The organism is Butyrivibrio sp. MC2013 (assembly GCF_000424585.1).
GTDB lineage: Bacteria > Bacillota > Clostridia > Lachnospirales > Lachnospiraceae > Butyrivibrio.
The window spans coordinates 101,897-121,833 of sequence record NZ_AUKE01000006.1; the positions used below are offsets into that span (position 1 = coordinate 101,897).

15 protein-coding genes are annotated in these 19,937 nt (G+C 45.5%); 6 read left to right on the plus strand and 9 right to left on the minus strand.

Annotated features, from left to right (window positions below):
• Nucleotides 1–166: 166 nt before the first annotated feature.
• On the minus strand, nucleotides 167–3,409 hold the full coding sequence (gene carB, locus G636_RS0104145; RefSeq protein WP_026507000.1) for a carbamoyl-phosphate synthase large subunit: 3,243 nt from the start codon (nucleotides 3,407–3,409) through the stop codon (nucleotides 167–169).
• Nucleotides 3,410–3,634: 225 nt separating this feature from the next.
• Complete coding sequence (locus G636_RS0104150; RefSeq protein ID WP_026507001.1) at nucleotides 3,635–3,928, minus strand: hypothetical protein; 294 nt, start codon at nucleotides 3,926–3,928, stop codon at nucleotides 3,635–3,637.
• Nucleotides 3,929–4,347: 419 nt separating this feature from the next.
• Between G636_RS0104150 and G636_RS17245 the strand changes: the two genes are divergently transcribed.
• From G636_RS17245 to G636_RS0104170, 4 genes are all read left to right on the plus strand, one after another.
• On the plus strand, nucleotides 4,348–4,590 hold the full coding sequence (locus tag G636_RS17245) for a hypothetical protein (RefSeq protein ID WP_035778769.1): 243 nt from the start codon (nucleotides 4,348–4,350) through the stop codon (nucleotides 4,588–4,590).
• A gap of 99 nt (nucleotides 4,591–4,689) precedes the next feature.
• Nucleotides 4,690–5,535: a putative ABC transporter permease gene (locus G636_RS19310; RefSeq protein WP_051226503.1), complete on the plus strand. Its 846-nt coding sequence runs from the start codon at nucleotides 4,690–4,692 to the stop codon at nucleotides 5,533–5,535.
• Nucleotides 5,536–5,554: 19 nt separating this feature from the next.
• Nucleotides 5,555–6,916 carry an MATE family efflux transporter gene (locus G636_RS0104165; protein ID WP_026507002.1) on the plus strand — a complete coding sequence of 454 codons (1,362 nt, stop codon included), beginning with the start codon at nucleotides 5,555–5,557 and terminating at the stop codon, nucleotides 6,914–6,916.
• A 142-nt stretch (nucleotides 6,917–7,058) separates the two neighbouring features.
• Complete coding sequence (locus G636_RS0104170; RefSeq protein ID WP_026507003.1) at nucleotides 7,059–7,745, plus strand: MIP/aquaporin family protein; 687 nt, start codon at nucleotides 7,059–7,061, stop codon at nucleotides 7,743–7,745.
• Between the two features lie 9 nt (nucleotides 7,746–7,754).
• Here G636_RS0104170 and G636_RS0104175 read toward each other — a convergent pair whose 3' ends face one another.
• Nucleotides 7,755–8,804, minus strand: a complete 1,050-nt coding sequence (locus G636_RS0104175) for an NAD(P)H-dependent flavin oxidoreductase (protein ID WP_026507004.1) — start codon at nucleotides 8,802–8,804, stop codon at nucleotides 7,755–7,757.
• 167 nt (nucleotides 8,805–8,971) lie between these two features.
• On the opposite strand from G636_RS0104175, the gene G636_RS0104185 reads away from it, so the two are divergent.
• The gene (locus G636_RS0104185; protein WP_026507005.1) at nucleotides 8,972–9,835 is read left to right on the plus strand and encodes a DegV family protein; all 864 of its coding nucleotides are present in this window, start codon (nucleotides 8,972–8,974) and stop codon (nucleotides 9,833–9,835) included.
• Between the two features lie 52 nt (nucleotides 9,836–9,887).
• On the opposite strand, the gene G636_RS0104190 is transcribed toward G636_RS0104185, so the two are convergent.
• Complete coding sequence (locus G636_RS0104190; RefSeq protein WP_026507006.1) at nucleotides 9,888–11,246, minus strand: MATE family efflux transporter; 1,359 nt, start codon at nucleotides 11,244–11,246, stop codon at nucleotides 9,888–9,890.
• 485 nt (nucleotides 11,247–11,731) lie between these two features.
• Between G636_RS0104190 and G636_RS0104195 the strand changes: the two genes are divergently transcribed.
• On the plus strand, nucleotides 11,732–13,654 hold the full coding sequence (locus G636_RS0104195; protein WP_026507007.1) for an EAL domain-containing protein: 1,923 nt from the start codon (nucleotides 11,732–11,734) through the stop codon (nucleotides 13,652–13,654).
• Here the strand turns inward: G636_RS0104195 and G636_RS0104200 are convergent.
• The 5 genes from G636_RS0104200 to glmS all read right to left on the minus strand — a co-directional run bounded on the left by G636_RS0104200 (nucleotide 13,617) and on the right by glmS (nucleotide 19,697).
• The gene (locus G636_RS0104200) at nucleotides 13,617–14,783 is read right to left on the minus strand and encodes a GGDEF domain-containing protein (protein ID WP_026507008.1); all 1,167 of its coding nucleotides are present in this window, start codon (nucleotides 14,781–14,783) and stop codon (nucleotides 13,617–13,619) included. The genes G636_RS0104195 and G636_RS0104200 overlap by 38 nt on opposite strands.
• Nucleotides 14,784–15,005: 222 nt before the next feature.
• The gene (locus tag G636_RS0104205; protein ID WP_026507009.1) at nucleotides 15,006–15,959 is read right to left on the minus strand and encodes an FKBP-type peptidyl-prolyl cis-trans isomerase; all 954 of its coding nucleotides are present in this window, start codon (nucleotides 15,957–15,959) and stop codon (nucleotides 15,006–15,008) included.
• A gap of 494 nt (nucleotides 15,960–16,453) precedes the next feature.
• Nucleotides 16,454–16,942, minus strand: coding sequence for a tRNA (cytidine(34)-2'-O)-methyltransferase (locus G636_RS0104210; protein WP_026507010.1), 489 nt, complete (start codon nucleotides 16,940–16,942; stop codon nucleotides 16,454–16,456).
• 14 nt (nucleotides 16,943–16,956) lie between these two features.
• Nucleotides 16,957–17,709: a glucosamine-6-phosphate deaminase gene (gene nagB, locus G636_RS0104215; protein WP_026507011.1), complete on the minus strand. Its 753-nt coding sequence runs from the start codon at nucleotides 17,707–17,709 to the stop codon at nucleotides 16,957–16,959.
• 167 nt (nucleotides 17,710–17,876) lie between these two features.
• Entirely contained in the window at nucleotides 17,877–19,697 is a 1,821-nt protein-coding gene (glmS, locus tag G636_RS0104220; RefSeq protein WP_026507012.1) for a glutamine--fructose-6-phosphate transaminase (isomerizing), read from the minus strand.
• Between the last annotated feature and the right edge of the window lie 240 nt (nucleotides 19,698–19,937).

A 19,937-nucleotide genomic window follows, 5' to 3' on the forward strand; every position in this document is an offset into this window, starting at 1 on the left:
AACCGTAAGTAATTCTATCACGGGAGGTTTTTTACTGTAAGCTAAAGCATATGTTGTCCCCCTGCATAGCAGGGGGTTTATTATGATTGTCACACAATTAAAAAGCGCAGCTGCAGAAGTTATTTTTTGAAAAATAAACTTCTGCAGCTGCGCTATATTACACGCCTTACAGGCTCTCGTGGTATTCCTGCAGTGACTTGATATTGCCGCTGCCGTTTGATAGTACCTCGTGGATGCCCTCAGCTGCTGCGCGGCCTGCTGCCACTGTAGTGATATAAGGTATGCGGGCTTTGATAGCAGCTTTTCTCAGATAGCCGTCATCATGCTCTGCGCCTCTGCCAATGGGTGAATTGATGATCAGCTGTACTTCTCCGTTCTTGATCACATCCTCCACATTTGGACGACCGCCCTCATAATTCTTCATCACCTTCTTGGCATCTATGCCGGCCTCAGTGATAAGATCGTAAGTCTTACCTGTCGCAATTATCTCAAATCCGTCAGAAGCAAAGCTCTTTGCAAGCTCTGCTGCTGCAGCCTTATCCGAATCATTAAGTGATATGAGTACTGCACCATTAAGAGGCAGGGCCAGGCCTGTAGCTTCCTCAGCCTTAAAGAAGGCTTCTCCTGTAGACTTTGCAAGGCCCAGTACTTCACCTGTAGAACGCATCTCAGGTCCCAGTACAGGATCTACTTCAGGGAACATATTAAAGGGGAATACCGCTTCCTTAACACCATAGTATGCAGGCTCTGCATCCTTTTTATTTGCCATCAGTTCAGGCACAGGTGACTTCCTGCCTGTAAGGGATGCAGTAATAATATCTGTTGCCAGAGGTACCATCCTGATACCGCACACCTTGGATACCAGCGGTACTGTACGTGACGCTCTGGGATTGGCTTCCAGTACATATACAGTGTCATTTTCTATGGCATACTGCATATTCATCAGGCCCACTACGTTCATCTCTACAGCGATCTTTCTGGTGTACTCCTCAATAGTCCTAAGGTGCTTTTCAGAAATATGCTTTGAAGGAATGATACATGCTGAGTCACCGGAGTGGATACCTGCCAGCTCTATATGCTCCATAACAGCGGGTACAAATGCATTTTCACCATCGCTGATAGCATCTGCCTCACACTCAAGAGCATTTTGAAGGAATCTGTCGATAAGGATAGGCCTGTCGGGAGTCACGCCTACTGCTGCTCTCATGTAGCCTTCCATGCTCTCCTCATCCCTTACTACTTCCATACCTCTGCCGCCCAGGACAAAGGAAGGACGTACCATAACAGGATAGCCTATACGGGCTGCTATCTTTTTGGCAGTCTCTACATCGGAGGCCATGCCTGCTTCTGCCATGGGTATACCCAGCTTCTCCATCATGAGTCTGAACTGATCTCTGTCTTCTGCCAGGTCTATAACTTCAGGAGTGGTGCCCAGGATGTTGACGCCCTCTTCCTTGAGCTTGGCTGCCAGGTTAAGAGGTGTCTGTCCGCCAAACTGTGCAATGACGCCCAGGGGCTTTTCTTTCTTGTATATCTGCAGTACATCCTCCAGAGTCAGAGGCTCAAAATAGAGCTTGTCGGAGGTATCATAATCGGTGGACACTGTCTCAGGGTTGCAGTTGACGATGATAGTCTCAAAGCCCAGCTTCTTGAGCGCCATAGCTGCATGTACGCAGCAATAGTCAAACTCGATACCCTGTCCTATCCTATTTGGACCGCCGCCCAGGATCATGATCTTATTATTTTCACTGGCATTAGATGCATTCTCTATATTTGCATCCTTCTGATAGGTGGAATAGTAATATGCGCTGCCCTGAGTACCGTATACATGAACACCGTCCCAGCACTCTGTCAGACCTGCTTCTTCCCTGGCCTTTCTGATCTCATCTTCTGTCACAGAGAGGATGCCTGCCAGGTATCTGTCTGCAAAGCCGTCCTCTTTGGCCTTTATCAGATCCTCAGAACCGGGTACTGCGCCCTTATATGTAGCAACCAGGCTCTTTTCCTCTTCTACCAGCTCTTTGATCTCATCGAGGAAGTAATGCTTTACCTTAGTGATCTCGTGGATCTCATCCACTGTCACACCCTTCTTCATAGCCTCATATATCAGGAAATATCTCTCTGATGAAGCATCCTTTAAGAGGCAAAGGAGCTGCTCCTTGTCCATCTTTTCATACTTTGCGATATTGCCAAGGCCGTAGCGGTCCTTCTCCAGGGATCTGATAGCCTTCTGGAAGGCTTCCTTGAAGTTCTTGCCAATACTCATGACTTCGCCGACTGCACGCATCTGAGTGCCCAGCTTATCTTCTACGCCATGGAATTTTTCAAAGGCCCAGCGTGCAAACTTCACTACCACATAATCGCCGTTTGGCACATACTTATCCAGAGTACCAAACTTGGAATCAGGAAGCTCTGCCAGAGTCAGTCCTGTTGCCAGCTTTGCAGATACCAGTGCGATGGGGAAGCCTGTAGCCTTGGAAGCCAGCGCTGATGACCTGGAGGTACGGGGATTGATCTCTATGACGATGATCCTGCCACTCTTTGGATCATGAGCAAACTGCACATTGGTACCGCCTATAACGCCGATGTGCTCTACGATCTTATAAGCCTGGCGCTGAAGCTCAGCCTGGAGCTCTTCATCTATGGTCAGCATGGGAGCTGTACAGAAGGAATCACCTGTATGTACACCTACGGGATCTACGTTTTCGATGAAGCAGACAGTGATCATGTTGTTGTCCTTGTCCCTGACTACTTCCAGCTCCAGCTCTTCCCAGCCCAGGATAGATTCCTCTACCAGTACCTGGTGGATGATGGATGCCTGCAGGCCTCTTGCACATACTGTCTGCAACTCTTCTTTGTTGTATACCAGGCCACCGCCTGCGCCGCCCATGGTATATGCAGGACGAAGTACTACAGGATATCCCAGCTCATCAGCTTCTGCCAGAGCTTCCTCTATGCTGTAGCATGCCTTGGAACGAGCCATCTCAATGCCCAGCATGTCCATAGTCTTCTTGAACTCAGTCCTGTCCTCGCCTCTCTCAATAGCATCTACCTGTACACCTATGACCTTAACGCCATATTTATCCAGTACACCTGCCTTATAGAGCTCTGAGCAAAGATTAAGACCTGACTGACCACCCAGATTAGGAAGAAGCGCATCCGGTCTTTCTTTCTCAATGACAGCTGTGACACGCTCCACATTCAGTGGCTCTATATATGTCCTGTCCGCCATCTCCGGATCTGTCATGATAGTAGCGGGATTTGAGTTGACCAGTACGATCTCATATCCCAGACTCCTGAGAGCCTTACATGCCTGTGTTCCCGAATAGTCAAATTCGCAGGCCTGTCCGATGACGATGGGTCCCGAACCGATTATCAGTACCTTGTGAATATCTGTTCTAGCTGCCATTAGATTCCTCCCTATTATGTTATTGCTTACTCGATAGCAATTACCCTATTTTGTATGCCCGATTTATATCTCTACCATTTTAATGGACTAAAGTGACTATATCAAGAAGGAATTTTATCTTTTGCAAAATGTTAGCTTTTATCGGAAATCTGCGCAATAGTTGTATCAAAAAAGTCCAAAAGCTTTCATGAGCAGCTGTAAGCTTTTGGACTTTTATCACATTTATTATTTCATATTTATATGGATAGTTTCTATGATACCGCTATCCTTATAAGTAACAAATATATATTTGCAGTTATCAAATTCGTAGTAGTAATCAATAAGATCAGCGTCGTCTGTGTTTATTTCTTTTACTTCATCTGCTTCTCCAAACGCAGCTACGATATCCTCTCCTGTGGACACTCCGATCTGCAGGCCTCCCGCTACCTTCACAGGGATCTTGTCATCGCCGGAGGTAAAGCTGGTCAGATAGACATAAGTAAATGGCAAATACGTTAGCAGTGGTCTGAGCGATCTCATTGTAACCAGCAGCAATCCCTCTGTTGCTTCCGGTCAGTACGACCCTTATGATGGCCTCGTAGTCGTCTTTAACAAGAAAGGCTCCGCGACCATAACAATTAAGACAAAGGACGGATCCAATCAGAAGTGCTCCATATCATTTACTGTAAAAGCAGCTCCTAAAAATAAAAAAAGTACATCCATCGAAAAGGGACTTGAAGAATACATAGTAGCTGACTAAAAAACACAGACGGCAAACGATAACAATATTTCCTGTTCTTAATACAGGAAGACAGTTATCAGACTTGCCGTCTGTTTTTTTGCTTTAATTCACCAACTTTTCATATTAATATAAGGTCCCTATATCGTATTTTGGGCTTATAATGAGAGATGGCCTTGCTATAGAGGGCCTATCAGTATTAAAAAGGAGAATTATCAATATGAACATCAATCCCATGGCTCTTATGACGCTCAAGCAGAAATTTGCTACATTCAACCAGGACCATCCCCGTGTGATCCCCTTCTTTAATGCTATCAGGATGAGCTCCATGGAGGTGGGCACTGTCATAGATATGAAGGTCACCACACCGGACGGCGCAGAAAAGCAGTGCAATATCAAGGTCACTCAAAACGACATTGATCTCTTCAATACAATAATGTCCATGAACAGCGATAATCAGTAATAGTTCGTCAACTGCCCACGGTCCACAAAAACACGGACTTAGGTATGAAGTCACAAAAAAGACTTCTATTCAGGCATTTCAAGCTACAGAAAGGCAGATATGATCATTGCACAGTATTTTGTCGAATTCATTTTTTACAGCTTTCTGGGCTGGATATGGGAATCCATATACTGCTCGGCCAAGGAACACAAATGGGCTGACAGGGGGTTCCTCTTTGGCCCGGTATGTCCTATATACGGCAGTGCAGTGGTACTGACCTCTGTTATTTTTGGCGGGATCAGCGCTCTCTCATCTCCCGATTTTCCCATTTGGGGGATATTTATCATCTGCTATATAGGCAGCGTTGTTTTGGAATTTGGCACCTCCTGGGTCCTGGAGAAAAGGTTTCATGCCAGGTGGTGGGATTACAGCTATATGCCTCTGAATATCCAGGGCAGGATATGTGTCCCTGTAAGCACAGCTTTTGGTATAGTTGGTGTATTTGTAGTCAGATATCTGATTCCTACAATTGAGGGTATGCACGAAGTCATCCCTACTATAATATATGAAGTCCTGGCCATTATCCTGGCCATGGCCTTTGGCGCAGATTATGCCCTTACAGAAGCCAGTCTCTCTGCCCTTTTAAAGAATGTGGAAGAGATGCACAGGGAATTCAATGAGCATGCCCAGACCAATTATGAAAAGCTGGCAGGAACTCCAAGACTGATAAAGGGCAAGCTCCGCGAAGAGAAAGACCTTATGGAGCTTAGATACGAAGCCTTTACCAAGGCCTATGCAGAGAGGATGTCCTTTAACCAAAGGCGTCTCCTACTTGCTATCCACAGCTTTACATCCAGAAGAGGAGACAGCATAGATACCATCGATCTCAAGAACAGGCTCTCAGAGCATCTGAAAGTAAGGGTTCGCGGACTTAGAAAAAAGCACGATAGAAAAGACAACAAATAAACAGACACGGAGAATCAATATGCAGACATCCAAAGGGGATTTTGGTAAGGGATCTGTAGCAAGTCTCATCATAGCCCAGGCGCTTCCCTTAACTTTAGCACAGCTGGTCCAGCTGATATATAACGTTATAGACAGGATATACCTGGGCCATATGCCGGGGGCTGCTGACGGCGTTGCTCTCACAGGAGTAGGGCTCACCTTCCCTATTATCAGCCTCATAGCTGCTTTTACCAACCTCTTTGCCACAGGAGGCGCTCCGTTATGCGCTATAGCCAGGGGCAAGCAAGATGATGAGAGAGCTCTCTCAATCGAGGTCACTACCCTGTCTATGCAGATCATAGGCGGTATAGTCTACCCCCTTATAATCTTCACTTTTCAAAAGCCCCTGCTCTATCTTCTTGGCGCCAGCGATACTACCTATTCCTATGCGTCAGCCTATCTGGGAATATATCTTCTGGGTACCATATTCGTTACTACAGGTACAGGCATGAGCGGCTTTATCAATCTCCAGGGCTATGCCTCCAAGGCCATGCTCTATATGATGGCAGGAGCTGTCATCAATATCATACTGGACCCTATCTTTATATTTGTACTTAATATGGGAGTCGCCGGAGCCGCGCTGGCTTCAGTCATTGCTCAGGCCCTCTGCTGCAGTCTGGTGCTCTCTTTTCTATTTAGCAGCAAAGCTATACTACCCCTTAGGCCCTCTATGCTGCTAAGGGCAGACTATAGTCTCCTTAAGGATATCATCCCCCTGGGACTTGCAGGCTTTATCATGAGCGCTACCAACTGCCTGGTCCAGGCTGTATGCAACAAGACTCTGTCCATCCACGGCGGCGACATCTATGTAGGTATCATGACTATCATCAATTCTGTAAGAGAGATGATAGGCCTGCCTATCAATGGAATAACAGCAGGTGCCCAGCCTGTCATTAGCTATAACTACGGTGCTAAATCTTATAAACGTGTCCGCAGGGGCATCCGCTTTATGTCCCTGACAGGTATCAGCTATACAGCCATCATGTGGGCACTGATACTCCTTATGCCCAGGTTTTTCCTCTCTATCTTCACTTCAGAAGAAAAGCTTGTAGACACAGGCGTGACACCGCTGATGATCTATTTCTTTGGCTTCATATTTATGTCGCTGCAATTTGCCAGCCAGTCCACCTTTGTGGCCCTGGGCAAGGCCAGGCAGTCCATATTCTTCTCACTGTTTCGAAAGGTGATCATTGTGGTTCCGCTGACCCTGATACTCCCCGGCCTTTTTAATCTTGGGGTAAAGGGCGTATTCCTGGCTGAGCCCATATCCAACCTTCTTGGCGGTATGGCCAGTTTCCTCACCATGTATTTTGGCACCTACAGAAAGATGCCCCGTGAATAATTATTAACATAATAGTTTTCAAAGCTTCTCCCACCAGTTGCATATGGTGGGTTTTTATTTGCTTTATATATGACTATTCTTTTTTAAAACAATGTATAATAATCGTATAAACGATAATTTATCTTAAAGGAGGGGAACGTAAATGAAAAAATATCTAGCTGAAGTAATCGGAACTTGTGTTCTGGTAACAATGGGATGCGGAACAGCAATGCTGGTGGGATGCGCATCTGACGCAGGATCGGGATATCTCCTTACTGCGCTTGCTTTTGGCCTTTCAATTGTAGCCTGTGCCTATAGCATCGGCAACATCTCAGGCTGCCATATCAATCCGGCAGTATCTCTGGCTGTGTACCTTAGCGGCAAGCTCTCATTATCTGATCTCATCGGATATGTGATCTCTCAGATTATCGGAGCATTTGTGGGAACAGGCATCCTGGCTCTGATCTTTTCCACAGGCGCTGTCACAGACATGACAGGCAGCTACGGTGCCAACACGCTGGGCGGCGTAAATGGAAGCTCTGTAGCCGGTCTTGTAGTTGAGATCGTTCTCACTTTTATCTTTGTCATGACCATCCTGGGAGTTACTTCTTCAAAGCACAGCCATGGCTCATTTGCGGGCCTTGTTATAGGTCTTACTCTCACATTTGTACATATCTTTGGAATCGGCCTGACAGGCACATCAGTAAATCCTGCCAGAAGTATCGCTCCTGCTGTATTTGCCGCTATCGGTGGTGAAACAGCTCCTATCGCTGCCCTTTGGGTATTCATAGTAGGACCTCTTGTAGGTGCTGCCCTTGCAGCCTTCTGCTACAAGTTCCTTGAAGACTGAGCATAGATTTTATCCTATCAGCTCGCTTACCAATTCCTTTACTGACATGATGCGGTCCACGCGGTGGGCATTCTCGCCGCAGAAGAAGAGGCCTTCATCAATATTGCCTTCTACTGCTGCTATCAGAGCCCTGCTGATACAATAGGGTGCTTTATCACCCTTGGGGCAGGCACTGAGGCAGTTATTGCAGACCTTTGCAGGATAATGGCCACCTGCATCCAGATCCTGAAGTAGCTTTGTGTATACGGCTCTGGCAGGCATTCCCACAGGGCTTTTGATGATCCTGATATCGTCCTTATTGCAATTTACTATGACATTCTTGAGAACAGGATCCGCATCACATTCGTAGGTAGCTATAAATCTGGTGCCTATCTGAACGCCGGCAGCTCCATTCTTTACAGCCATATCTATATCAGCCTTGTCATAGATACCGCCTGCCAGAAATACAGGAATCCTGCGTTCTGCTTCTTCTTCAAAGGGTCTGATACCTTCAAGGACCTCTGATAGTATCTCCAAATTATCCCGACAACTGTCAGCCTCCAGATCATCTGCTGAGAATCCCAGATGTCCACCTGCCTTATGTCCCTCTATCACTATAAAATCAGGAAGGACTGCTGCTTTTTTGAGAAAGCTCTTACAGAGAAGGACTGCTGCCCTCTTACTGGATACAATAGGTGCAAAAAGAGTCCCTGTACCCTTGACCAGTTCAGCCAGATTAAGTGGAAGCCCCGCTCCTGATATGATGGCATCCGCACCAGCTTCTATAGCAGTTTTCACTGTTTCCTCATAATGGGTCACAGCTACCATGATATTGACTGCTATCAGCCCCCGTCCTCCAGCTATCTCCCTGGCCATCCTGATATGCTTTTTCAGCGCCCTGATATTAGCCCCAAAGGGATCTGTCAGGAAATCTTCCTCCTTGTAGCCTATATTCACTGAGCTGATAACGCCCATGCAGCCTTCAGATGCTACTGCTCCTGCCAGGCCTGCCAGGGAAATACCTACTCCCATACCCCCCTGTATGATGCCATGTTCCAGATATTTATCACCGATCTTCATCTTCTGTCTCCTTAGTATCAGCAATATATTTCAGATTATTATAGTTAAATACAATATAGTTAAACATTATTGAGATTGTATATCATCCTCTCACAGCTTGTCAAACAGTAAAGTGATTTTTGTGCTAGAATAGTATTTGCGAATAAAAATAAGCGAGGTATGATTCTATGTCTTTTGAAATATTTGTTGACGGCTGTGCCAATCTTCCCGGCAAAATGCTGGAGGGCATGAAATGTCTCCCCTGCGACTATCTGGTAAATGATGAGCCCAGGACCTATCTTGGAGATATAGACAGCTTCGACGGCCATAGCTATTATGAAGGGTTAAAGAACGGAGATAAGATCCAGACCAGTCTGCTGAACACACAACTATTCCTCAGTCACTTCACTCCCACAATCAAAGAGGGCAAGGATATCATCTATATATCCATGAGTTCGGGGATCAGTGGAACCTATAATGCAGCTGTTGCAGCAGCTATAGAACTGATGGAGGAATATCCGGACAGATATATCCATATCGTAGATTCATTGGGATGCGGATTTGGCAACGGCCTTCTCGCACTTAAAGCCAAAGAGCTTAGAGATCAGGGCCTGAGCTGCAAAGAAGCGGGACGGCTCGTGGACGAGGCAGTTCCCCATGCCTGCCAGTATTTCACAGTAGATGATCTGAACTTCTTAAAGAGAACAGGACGTGTAAGCGGTGTCACCGCCAGCATAGGCAGTATCCTGAGCATCAAGCCCATCCTCTTTGGCGACAGCACAGGTCATATCATCTCCTGCGGCAAGGTCAGAGGCAGAAGGAAGGCTATATCAGAGCTTATCAGTATATACAAAGACAAAAAGATGGATTCTAACGACAAGACAGTATGCATCTCCCACGGCGACTGCCTGGAGGAAGCAGAGCTTCTGGCTTCTATGGTGGGGGAGATCAGCCCCGATGCCGACATTACCATATGTCAGCACGAGCCCTTCTCCGGCTCCCATGTAGGCCCAGGCATGCTGGCACTCTTCTTCTGGGGCAAAGAGCGATAAATTATTAAAAGCCATTGTTCATAAGCCAAAAGCAAATGAACAATGGCTATTATTATGTTTCATCTCTGGTTATATTCTTGGCCCATTTGTGACTGTAGAAATGTCCAAGGACCCAGGGCCATTTTACAAATTCATCTGTACACAAGAGGAAATATACGACCTTTACAGGAAGCTTTAATACAAAAGCTGATATGAAGCCAAGGGGAACAGCGTAGCACCACATATCTATAGTGTCACATTTAAAGCCAAACTTGCTGTCTCCTCCCGCCCTGAACACACCTGCGATAAGGCAGGTATTTACGGATATTCCTGTAATATAATATGTGCTGATCATCAGCATGAACTTCAGATAATCATGAGCCACCAGTGTCAGTGAAGCCCGAGCCAGTGCAAAGGGCATGATCGCTGCTACTACCACGCCTCCCAGTATACCTGTGATAAAGGCTAGCCGCAGCATTCTATGTCCTGTTTTTATACCCTTTTCCCTGTCTCCCTCACCCAGGATCTGTCCTACTATGATACCTGCGGCCGCAGCAAAGCCGTAGCACATTACGCAGCCCATATTTCTGACTACCATTACAATGGAATTAGCTGCTACAGCATCTGAGCTCAGATGCCCCAGTATCACAGAATACATAGAAAAGGCCACAGACCAGGACAGGTCATTGCCTATAGCAGGCAGTGCCATGGATACAAAGTCCTTTTGGAGGAGCTCATGCTTTTCAAACATAGTCCTGAGGGTCAGAGCCACACCGGGCTTTGTGGCAGATACCACTATGCAGCCTATGAGCTGCAGGAAACGGCTGATGCTGGTAGCAACGGCTACGCCTATGACACCCAGTCTGGGAGCCCCAAAGAGGCCATAGATAAATACCGCATTAAGGATCACGTTGCAGACAAGGGCCATGGTCTCAAGTACCGTACCTGTGGATACCTTGCCTATACACCTGAGTATAGACATATATACCGCGCTCACAGACCAAAAGATAATACCGGGAGCCACAAATATCAGATAATCCTTACCAAGCTCTATCAGCGCACTGTCAGATGTATATATCTTCATCAGATATCTTGGTATGGTAACAAAAGCAGCTGCCCCCAATAATCCCACTGCCATAGAGAATTTCAGACCAATGCCCTCTATTTTCTCTATTGTAGCCAGATCCCCCTTGCCATAATACTGGGCAGCCAGCATCGCAATACCGGTACCTATACCATATAGGAACATAAAAAAGATACTAAGCAGGCTGTTGGCCAATGATACCGAGCTTATTGCCTCCTGGCCCACAGAATTGAGCATTATGATATCAGCGCTGGATACAGCAGCATCTATTATATTCTGGAAAATTATTGGAAGAGCCACCAAACATATATTTCTATAGCTTCCCCTGTCTATTGCTGCTGCAACCATAAGTCATCCCCTTTTCCATTAATATGACGTAAGGGTCAAAAGTCATTTCGATTCGAGCTTGCTCGAAATCGAATATGAATTTATGACCCGCAAAACATGAGCAAAGTAGCACGTAGTGCGGATTTGCGAATGTTTTAGGATTGTGAGAGTTTCGAAGAAACGGAACAATCCGTTAGTCATAAGGTGTCAAAAGGAACTTTTGACACCTACCTCATTAATATATTTGATGATCAAAATACACGGATATCAATACTTAGCAGAACCCAGTATGGACTGGGCCATTTTCTCCCAAAACACCACTAATTCTACGATATATTATTTCATCTGATAAAACAATTCGTTATTCCATATTATTTTCTCTATATCTTATTATTTCCCATTTTAAAAAATCATTTCAGATGAAATTATTCTTTTTTATGCCGATATAAGATATACGAGAATAATGCGGCCATATTTAGTAACTATTGTTTGTCACAGGAGGAAAGATGATCTGGTCCCTGGATTTTGATATCAGCGCATTGGCAGTATGCCTCTTTTGCGTTTCATATTATTATCTTGGCAAGAACCTCCCTCTGCGCAGGAACCGTGTGTACCTGGGCCTTCTTGTGATACAGGCTTTTTTTACCACCTTTGATATTCTGGGATCTGTAACCGCTTCTTATCCTGAAGTATTTCCCGCCTGGCTTAATTACACAGTCAATATCACTTACTATGTCCTCTTTGCATTTTGCCCCATGTTTTTTTCACTATTTTGCTACTACCTTATTTCAGATGGCCAAATACAGAGGATCTATTTCTGGATCCTACAGATCCCCAGCTGTATCATAGCCCTGCTATCTATCCTCTCACCTGTTATTCATTATGTATTCTACCTGGATGAAGAGGGAGTCTTTCATTTTGGCCCCGGCAGGGTGCTCTTCTATTTTGAAGCCCTGCTCTATATGACTGTCACCGCATATATGATCATACGTAATCCCAGGCACAATCTGCGCAGAAGGCACCCTTATGTGCTCCTGCTCTACATAATAGCCGCGCTGGTGACATATACCCTGCAGTTCTTCTTTGTCATTTACACTCAGACCATATCCTTTGGCATAGTAATAGGCATCGCAGCTACCTCTATGGCATTCCAGAATCCTGATTATTACAGAGAAAAGAGGACTGAGCTCTTTAATGTCCAAGGTCTTGAGCTCTATGCCAACGAAGGGCTCTATTACGGCATTAAGAGGCCATTTTTAGGCTTTGTTCTTTCGGGCTTTAATTATTATGAATATGCAGACAGCGATTACTATATCTCAAATATGCTCAGGCAAATTGGCTTCTTCCTCAAAAAAGTTTATAAAGACAATGTCATGTTCTATTTTGATAAAGGCGTCTTTATTATAGTATTCAAGGATAAGTCCGAGATCATGCCTGCAAGGGATCTGATCAGGCGACGCTTTAACAATCCCTTCGAGCTGGAAAACGGACCTATTCACCTGGACATCAGCTTCTTTTACTATGAAGAGGACATATCCTTCATGGACTATGATGACCTAAGAGGAACCCTGAATATAGCAATCAAGAGAGCCGCCAAGCTCTCCGGTGACAAGACCCTGCAGATTACAGAGGGAATGCATCAGGAAGCTATCCATATCAAAGAGATGGAAGAGACCCTTAAATATGCCCTCAACCATGACGAGCATGTACTGGTCTACTACCAGCCCATTTATTCCAATCTTGAAAAGAAGTTCGTATCTGCAGAAGCACTGGTCAGGCTCTATGATCCTGTTCATAAGAGGGTCGTCTTCCCCGACGATTTCATTCCCCTTGCAGAAAAAAACGGCAGTATCATGAAGCTGGGACTCATAGTCTTCCGCAAGACCTGCGAGATGATAAAGAAATATGACATAACAGCCTATGGTATCAGGCACATCGAGATCAACCTCTCGCCCAGGCAATGTATGTATAAAGGACTGGCCGAAGATCTCATCTCTATCATGGAAGAATATAAGATGGAGCCCGATATGATAGGCCTTGAGATCACCGAAAACGAATCTATAGACAAGCTTGATATACGCAGGAATATCGACACCCTTACAGAATACGGCATCAGCTTTGCTCTGGATGACTACGGTACAGGTTATGCCAATCTGGTAAATATACTTAAAGGCAAATTTGATATTGTCAAGATAGATAAGTCCATCTGCTGGGATTACTTTAGAAGCGGCAATAAGCTCCTATTGGAAGTTATAGAACAATTCCTGGGCCGCGGCAAGATGATAATCGTAGAAGGCGTAGAAGACAAGGAAATGGCAGATACACTGGCAGAGCTTGGCGTACAGATGCTCCAGGGCTTCTATTTTTCAAAGCCCCTGCCTCTGGATGAGTTTATAAGCTACGTTGAGAGCAAGAACTGCTGCTATTAACTTTCATATCAGCTTCCTTCTGCATAGTCTTTACCCTGTACATGTCATAATCAATCTTTCTAAGGAAGCTATCCATATCATCATTCTTATTATCATATTTGCCATAGCCTATGGCAAATCCCAAGTGATAAGGCCTTTTGCCGCTGTCATTAAAGTCTTCTGCCGCCCTGTACAGCTTGTCACTAAGGGCCTTGATCTCTTCCTCATCAGATGCCTTTGTCATGATGATGAATTCATCTCCAGCATAACGAAATACCGTAGACCTGGCATCCACTCCTGCGGCAAATATCCTGGCTGCATCAGTTAGAGCCCTGTCTCCAGCCGAATGCCCATATGTATCATTTATGGCTTTGAAACCGTTTAAATCTATCATCATTCCGTAATACGCAGCAGTACTGCTACTGATCTTGAATAGTATATGTGCCAGATACAGCCTGTTATAGAGGCCGGTAAGAGGATCCACATAGGCCTTTTGCTGCTGCAGACTCATATAGAGCGCCACGCTTCCTATGGCAAGGCCCAGCCAGGCCAGGGAAATACCATAGAATATCATCTGCAATACACTGGATACCACTATGGGCACCAGAAACATATATATAGGAAAAAAGGCAGTCCTGCCATTCTTTAATCTGGCCTGATGATATATCACGAGGCTGTATGCCGAGCATATCATCAGATAAATATAAAATATATAAATCGTGGGTTTTCTGTGGTATACAAAATTCTCATCCACATAGAAATAGTATTTGAAGTAAAGATTACCTATAAGAGACAATAGCAATATCCCTACAGGGATAGCCACCCTGGAATATATTCTCTTTACTCTGTCAATATCATGATATAGCATCAGATCCACATAGATCAGCCAAAAGAAGATACCGCTGCCATTTGCAAAATACAGATATGTATTACCAAGGAGATTCACATAATAACCCACGGCAGATGGGATACCATCCACAGCAAAGGTGATGGGCTCCACAATAAGACCCACCATACCAAGATACATCATGGCATCAAAGGCCTTATCTTCCACTCCGCTCTTGGTCCTGGTGATAAAACGACTGAAATATAAAAAGAATATCAGAATAAATCCGGTAACATTTGCTACTATGATAGCCTGCAGATTCATTTTCGGGTCCTTCATTTGTAAATGTCATCTAGGTCCACATAGTATATCGGTATATGTATATATTAAATGAAGAGTATATATAGCGATCATATGTTCTTTATAGAAAGCAAAAACCCCGAAGCAGAATTGCTAATAAGCCAAATCCGCTCCGGGGAATCATATCTTAAATATGCACTTCTATGTCGTTTATACAAGGATGTATTCCGACATGATGTCGTATTTTCAATCCTCTACACTTACAAGCTCGATCTCGAAGTTCAGTGCCTTGCCTGCCAGCTCATGATTTGCATCCAGTGTGATGGACTCTGTAGTAAGAGCTGTTACAGTCACAGGGAAAGCTCCTCCCATTGTATTCTGAAGATATACATGATCGCCAAGAGCCAGGTTCTCAGCACCGGGAAGCTCACTGATCTTGAGGTTCAGGATTCTCTTCTCATCGTACTCGCCGTATGCTTCGCCAGGCTCAAGATGAATATTTACCTTCTGACCTACTTCCATATCTACAACAGCCTTATCAAATCCCTCTATCATCATGCCAGCGCCGCTGATGAATGCAAGAGGCTCGCCTCTGTCATAAGAAGAATCAAACTTGCTGCCATCATCCAGTGTACCGTTGTAATGTACCTTTACTGTCTTACCTGCATTCTTGCCTTCCAGGATGATCCTGGGAGCTCCGCAGCCACCGCAGCCGCCTCCGCAACCGCCGCAGCCTTCACTGTCGTCTCCGCCGCAGCAGCCACCGCAGCCTTCTTCATCATCAGATCCGCATCCTCCGCAGCTCTCAGCTTCTGCTGCGCAGCTTTCCTCTTCCTGATCATGACAGCTGTGACCTTCCTCATGATGATCGTGATGGTCACAGGTCACACCCTTGGACTCAAGCTCACCTGCAAGATAAGCTCTGACTGCTCCATCAGCATCACCCTCGGCACCTGATATTACTTCAACACCTGCTTCTGCAAGGGCATTTTTGGCGCCCTCGCCCATTCCACCGCAGATGAGAAGTTCTATATCCTTGTCCTTTAACAGGCCTGCAAGAGCCTCATGTCCCAGGCCGTCATTGCCAATCACTTCGGCACATACAACCTTATTATCTTCTATCTCATACACCTTGAACTGCTCTGTCTTGCCAAAGTGCTGAAATACTTCTCCATTTGAATAAGTAACTGCAATCTTCATCTAAACCTCCGGTATCGGATATCTGCTATCCACCCAATCCAATAATACGATAATCCCTTATCGCATATAACAAATAGCGCATGCCAAGTAAATATGACTCTCAGCGCGCAACTGAGCAACAGCTATTATTCTACAATGAAATCATATCCCTGTCAAAAAAACATCGCATAACCTTCCAGATTCCATCATACAGGCTGGCTTACTGTTCACTATCTGTCAATGATCAGCTAATGCTGCAACAGAAGGCTATTTTCCGCAGTGAGCATTCACTATAAATGGTAGTTTTTACTAATTCTTCATACGCAGCCTTCAAAACGCCCACGAGAAAGTTGTCTGAACGGGCTGAAAGCCCGGAGTTCTTTCGAGTGAGGCGTTATAAAAAGAAGGCTGCAGAAGAATTTAGTAAAACACCATTTATAGTGTCGCGAGCGAGAAAAATAGCCTTCTGTTGTAGCTCTTTATGATCATATCAGCCAAGTGAGCAGCAAGCAGCCTCACCAGCTGAGCCTGTGGAGCTCACCTTCTTTGGTCAGGCCCTCAAAATCGTTCTGCCGAAGGGCTTCGTAGAGAATAATAGCAGCGCTGTTGCATAGATTGATGGAGCGTTCATCCGCATACATGGGGATCCTGATACATTCCTTTTCATGCTCCACCAGGATCTCCTCAGGTATTCCCCTGCTCTCAGGCCCAAACATGATAAAGTCATCCATGCCATAGGTCACGTCAGAGTAGACCCTGTGAGCCTTTGTGGTTGCCATCCACACTTTGGGGTTATTATTCTTTTGCATAAAGTCTTCAAATGAAGGATATACACACAAATCCAGACGGGGCCAGTAATCCAGCCCCGCCCTCTTTATCTCTTTTTGTTCCAGGCTAAAACCAAGAGGCTCTATAAGATGGAGCCTGGTGCCTGTGGCAACACAGGTCCTGCCTATATTGCCGGTATTGTAAGGTATTTCAGGTTCGTATAATACTATATTCATATGACTCTTATCTGTTATTTATATTTCTCTACAACTGCATCAGGTATAGCCGCTGCATCGCCTACCAGTACTACATCAGGATGCAGCTGCAGGATAGAAGCGGGTACCTGGGGAGTTACAGGTCCGCAGAAGGCCTTCTCCACAATATCCCTCTTACTCTCACCTGTTGCCATGATGATGATCTTTTTGGATCTCATGATAAAACCTATTCCCATGGTATAAGCCTGCCTTGGCACAGCGTCCAGATCACCGCCAAAGAAAAGTCTTGCGTTATCTTTGACTGTGGATTCCTCAAGGGTGATGCACTGGGTCTTTAAGTTAAAGTAGTCACAGGGCTCATTGAAGCCAATGTGTCCGTCACTTCCAATGCCCAGGAGCTGAATGTCAAATGCCCCTATCTTCTCATCCAGGAGCTTGTCATAATCACTGCAAGCTTTATCAGGATCCTCAATAGTCCCATCCGGTACATAAGTTCTGGACTTATCTATATTTACAAGGTTAAAAAGATGACTGTCCATGAAATACCTGTATGACTGTTCATGGCTTCCGTCCAGTCCCCTATACTCATCAAGGTTAGCTGTTGTTACCCTTGAAAAATCCAGCATACCGCTTTCATACTTCTTCACCAGTTCCTTGTAGCAGCCAACCGGTGTAGCCCCCGTTGCCAGACCGAGCTTTGCATCCCTCTTCATCAGGATAGCTGCAGCCAAAAGGTCTGCTGCAGCAGCCGATGCCTCATCGTATGTTTTCTTTGCTATGACCTGCATTTCTACACTCTCCTTTTCAACGTATAGTATTTGAAAACACGCCAAAAAGTCATTACAGGATATATTAATACCATAATGACTTTTGGACTACTTAATTATTATATACGTTGAATCAAAGAGTTCCAATGTTAAATCTTGTGATTATCTGCCTTTTCTTGTCCGCAGCTTTATTCTACCGTAACAGACTTTGCAAGGTTCCTGGGCTGATCGGGATCGATACCCTTGCCTACTGATGTGTAGTAAGCCAGGATCTGCAGGATGATGATGGACTCAAATATTGTCAGCTCATCACTGATATCCGGTATGGAGATATGCTCATCACATACTGTCTCATCTGTGATCTCCTTGTCCTTGCTGATCAGGAGCACATAAGCACCTCTGGCCTTAACCTCGCGGATGTTGGATATCACCTTGCTGTATACGTTCTGCTGTGTAGCAATAGCAATAACCGGTGTTCCGTCTGTGATAAGTGATATAGTGCCGTGCTTGAGCTCACCTGCAGCATAGGCTTCGGAGTGGATATAGCTGATCTCCTTGAGCTTAAGAGCGCCTTCCATGGACAGAGTATAATCAAGTCCTCTTCCAATATAGAAAGCATCCTTGGTATTGACCATACGATTGGCCAGACCCTTGATCCTCTCCTCCATCTTGAGCACTTCCTCGATGAGAGAAGGGATATTCTTCAGTCCTGAGATAAACTCTCTTACCTCAGCCTCAGTGGCCCTTCCAAGTACCAGTCCCAACTTGCAGCCGATGAGGTACATAGCAGCTACCTGAACTGAATATGCCTTGGTGCTGGCAACAGCGATCTCAGGGCCCGCATGGGTATAGAGCACATAGTTACTCTCTCTTGCGATAGATGAACCCTTTACGTTTACTACTGCCAGAGTCCTGTCTGTATACTTTCCTGCCAGTCTCAAAGCTTCAAGTGTATCGATTGTCTCACCTGACTGTGAGCATACGATCACCAGTGTATCTGAGCTGATAGTGGGACGCTCATATCTAAACTCTGAAGCAATGGCAATAGTCACAGGTATACCAAACTTATTCTGTATCAGAGTCCTGCCCACATTACCTGCATACATTGCAGTACCACAGGCGATAACAGTGATATCCTTGACTCCTTCAAAGAGGCTGTCCGGGATACCGTCTTCTTCAAAATCAGGAAGCAGGTCTTTGATCCTGGGTCCCATAGTATCAGAGAGCGCCTGAGGCTGCTCGTGTATCTCCTTGATCATGAAGTGGGGATATCCACCCTTCTGAGCTGTAGATACGTCCCAGTCCACTGTCATGTACTGGGGAGCTACATCATTGCCCTCCATATCTTCCAGCTTGATACCGCCGTCTGTCATTGTCATGATATGGTATTCGGGCACTACAAAATAGCTGTTTGAATATTCGATAAATGCTGTAAGGTCCGATGCAATAAAGGAGCCGTGATCATCAGTATGTGTAGCAACCATAGGGCTGACATTACGTACTGCATAGATCTCACCGGGGTGATTCTTGAAGAGGATACAGAATGCAAAAGATCCCTTGAGCTCAGAAACCGCTGCTCTGATAGCTGATACAGGATCACCTGAATAATTGCAGCTGATAACTGCTGCAGCTACCTCTGTATCGGTATCGGACTTCAGCTTACCCTTAAGGTCATACTTCTCAATAAGCTCGTGATAGTTCTCGATGATACCATTGTGGATCAGAGTAACCTCACCGAACTTGTGAGGGTGGGCATTGGCATTGGTAACACCGCCGTGTGTTGCCCATCTGGTGTGTCCTATGCCTGTGGAGGAAGTATTTTCCTCGTCGCATATAGCACGCAGATCGTTCACCTTTCCCGCAGTCTTTCTCACAGATACGTGGCCGCTGTTATCCTTAAAGAAAGCGATACCTGCACTGTCATAGCCGCGATACTCGAGCCTCTGCAGTCCATCCAGAAGGATATCCTGCGCAGGCTTATAACCGGTAAATCCAATAATTCCGCACATATTTAATTTTTCCTTTCACTACTAACAACACTCCCGCATAGCAGCAGTCCCTTTGTTCACGGATCACTCCGCTGTTTACTGACTGCTTTCGCTCCTATGCAAGCGTCCGGGCACCCGCCGAATTATCGATAACCCGAAACCTCGTTGTCCCTGCACTCATCTCTGCAGCCGGCTGCATCTTCATCATATCCCGAAGTATGCGCGCACCTGCAGCTGTCATGCGTGGCTCATGGCGCTAAA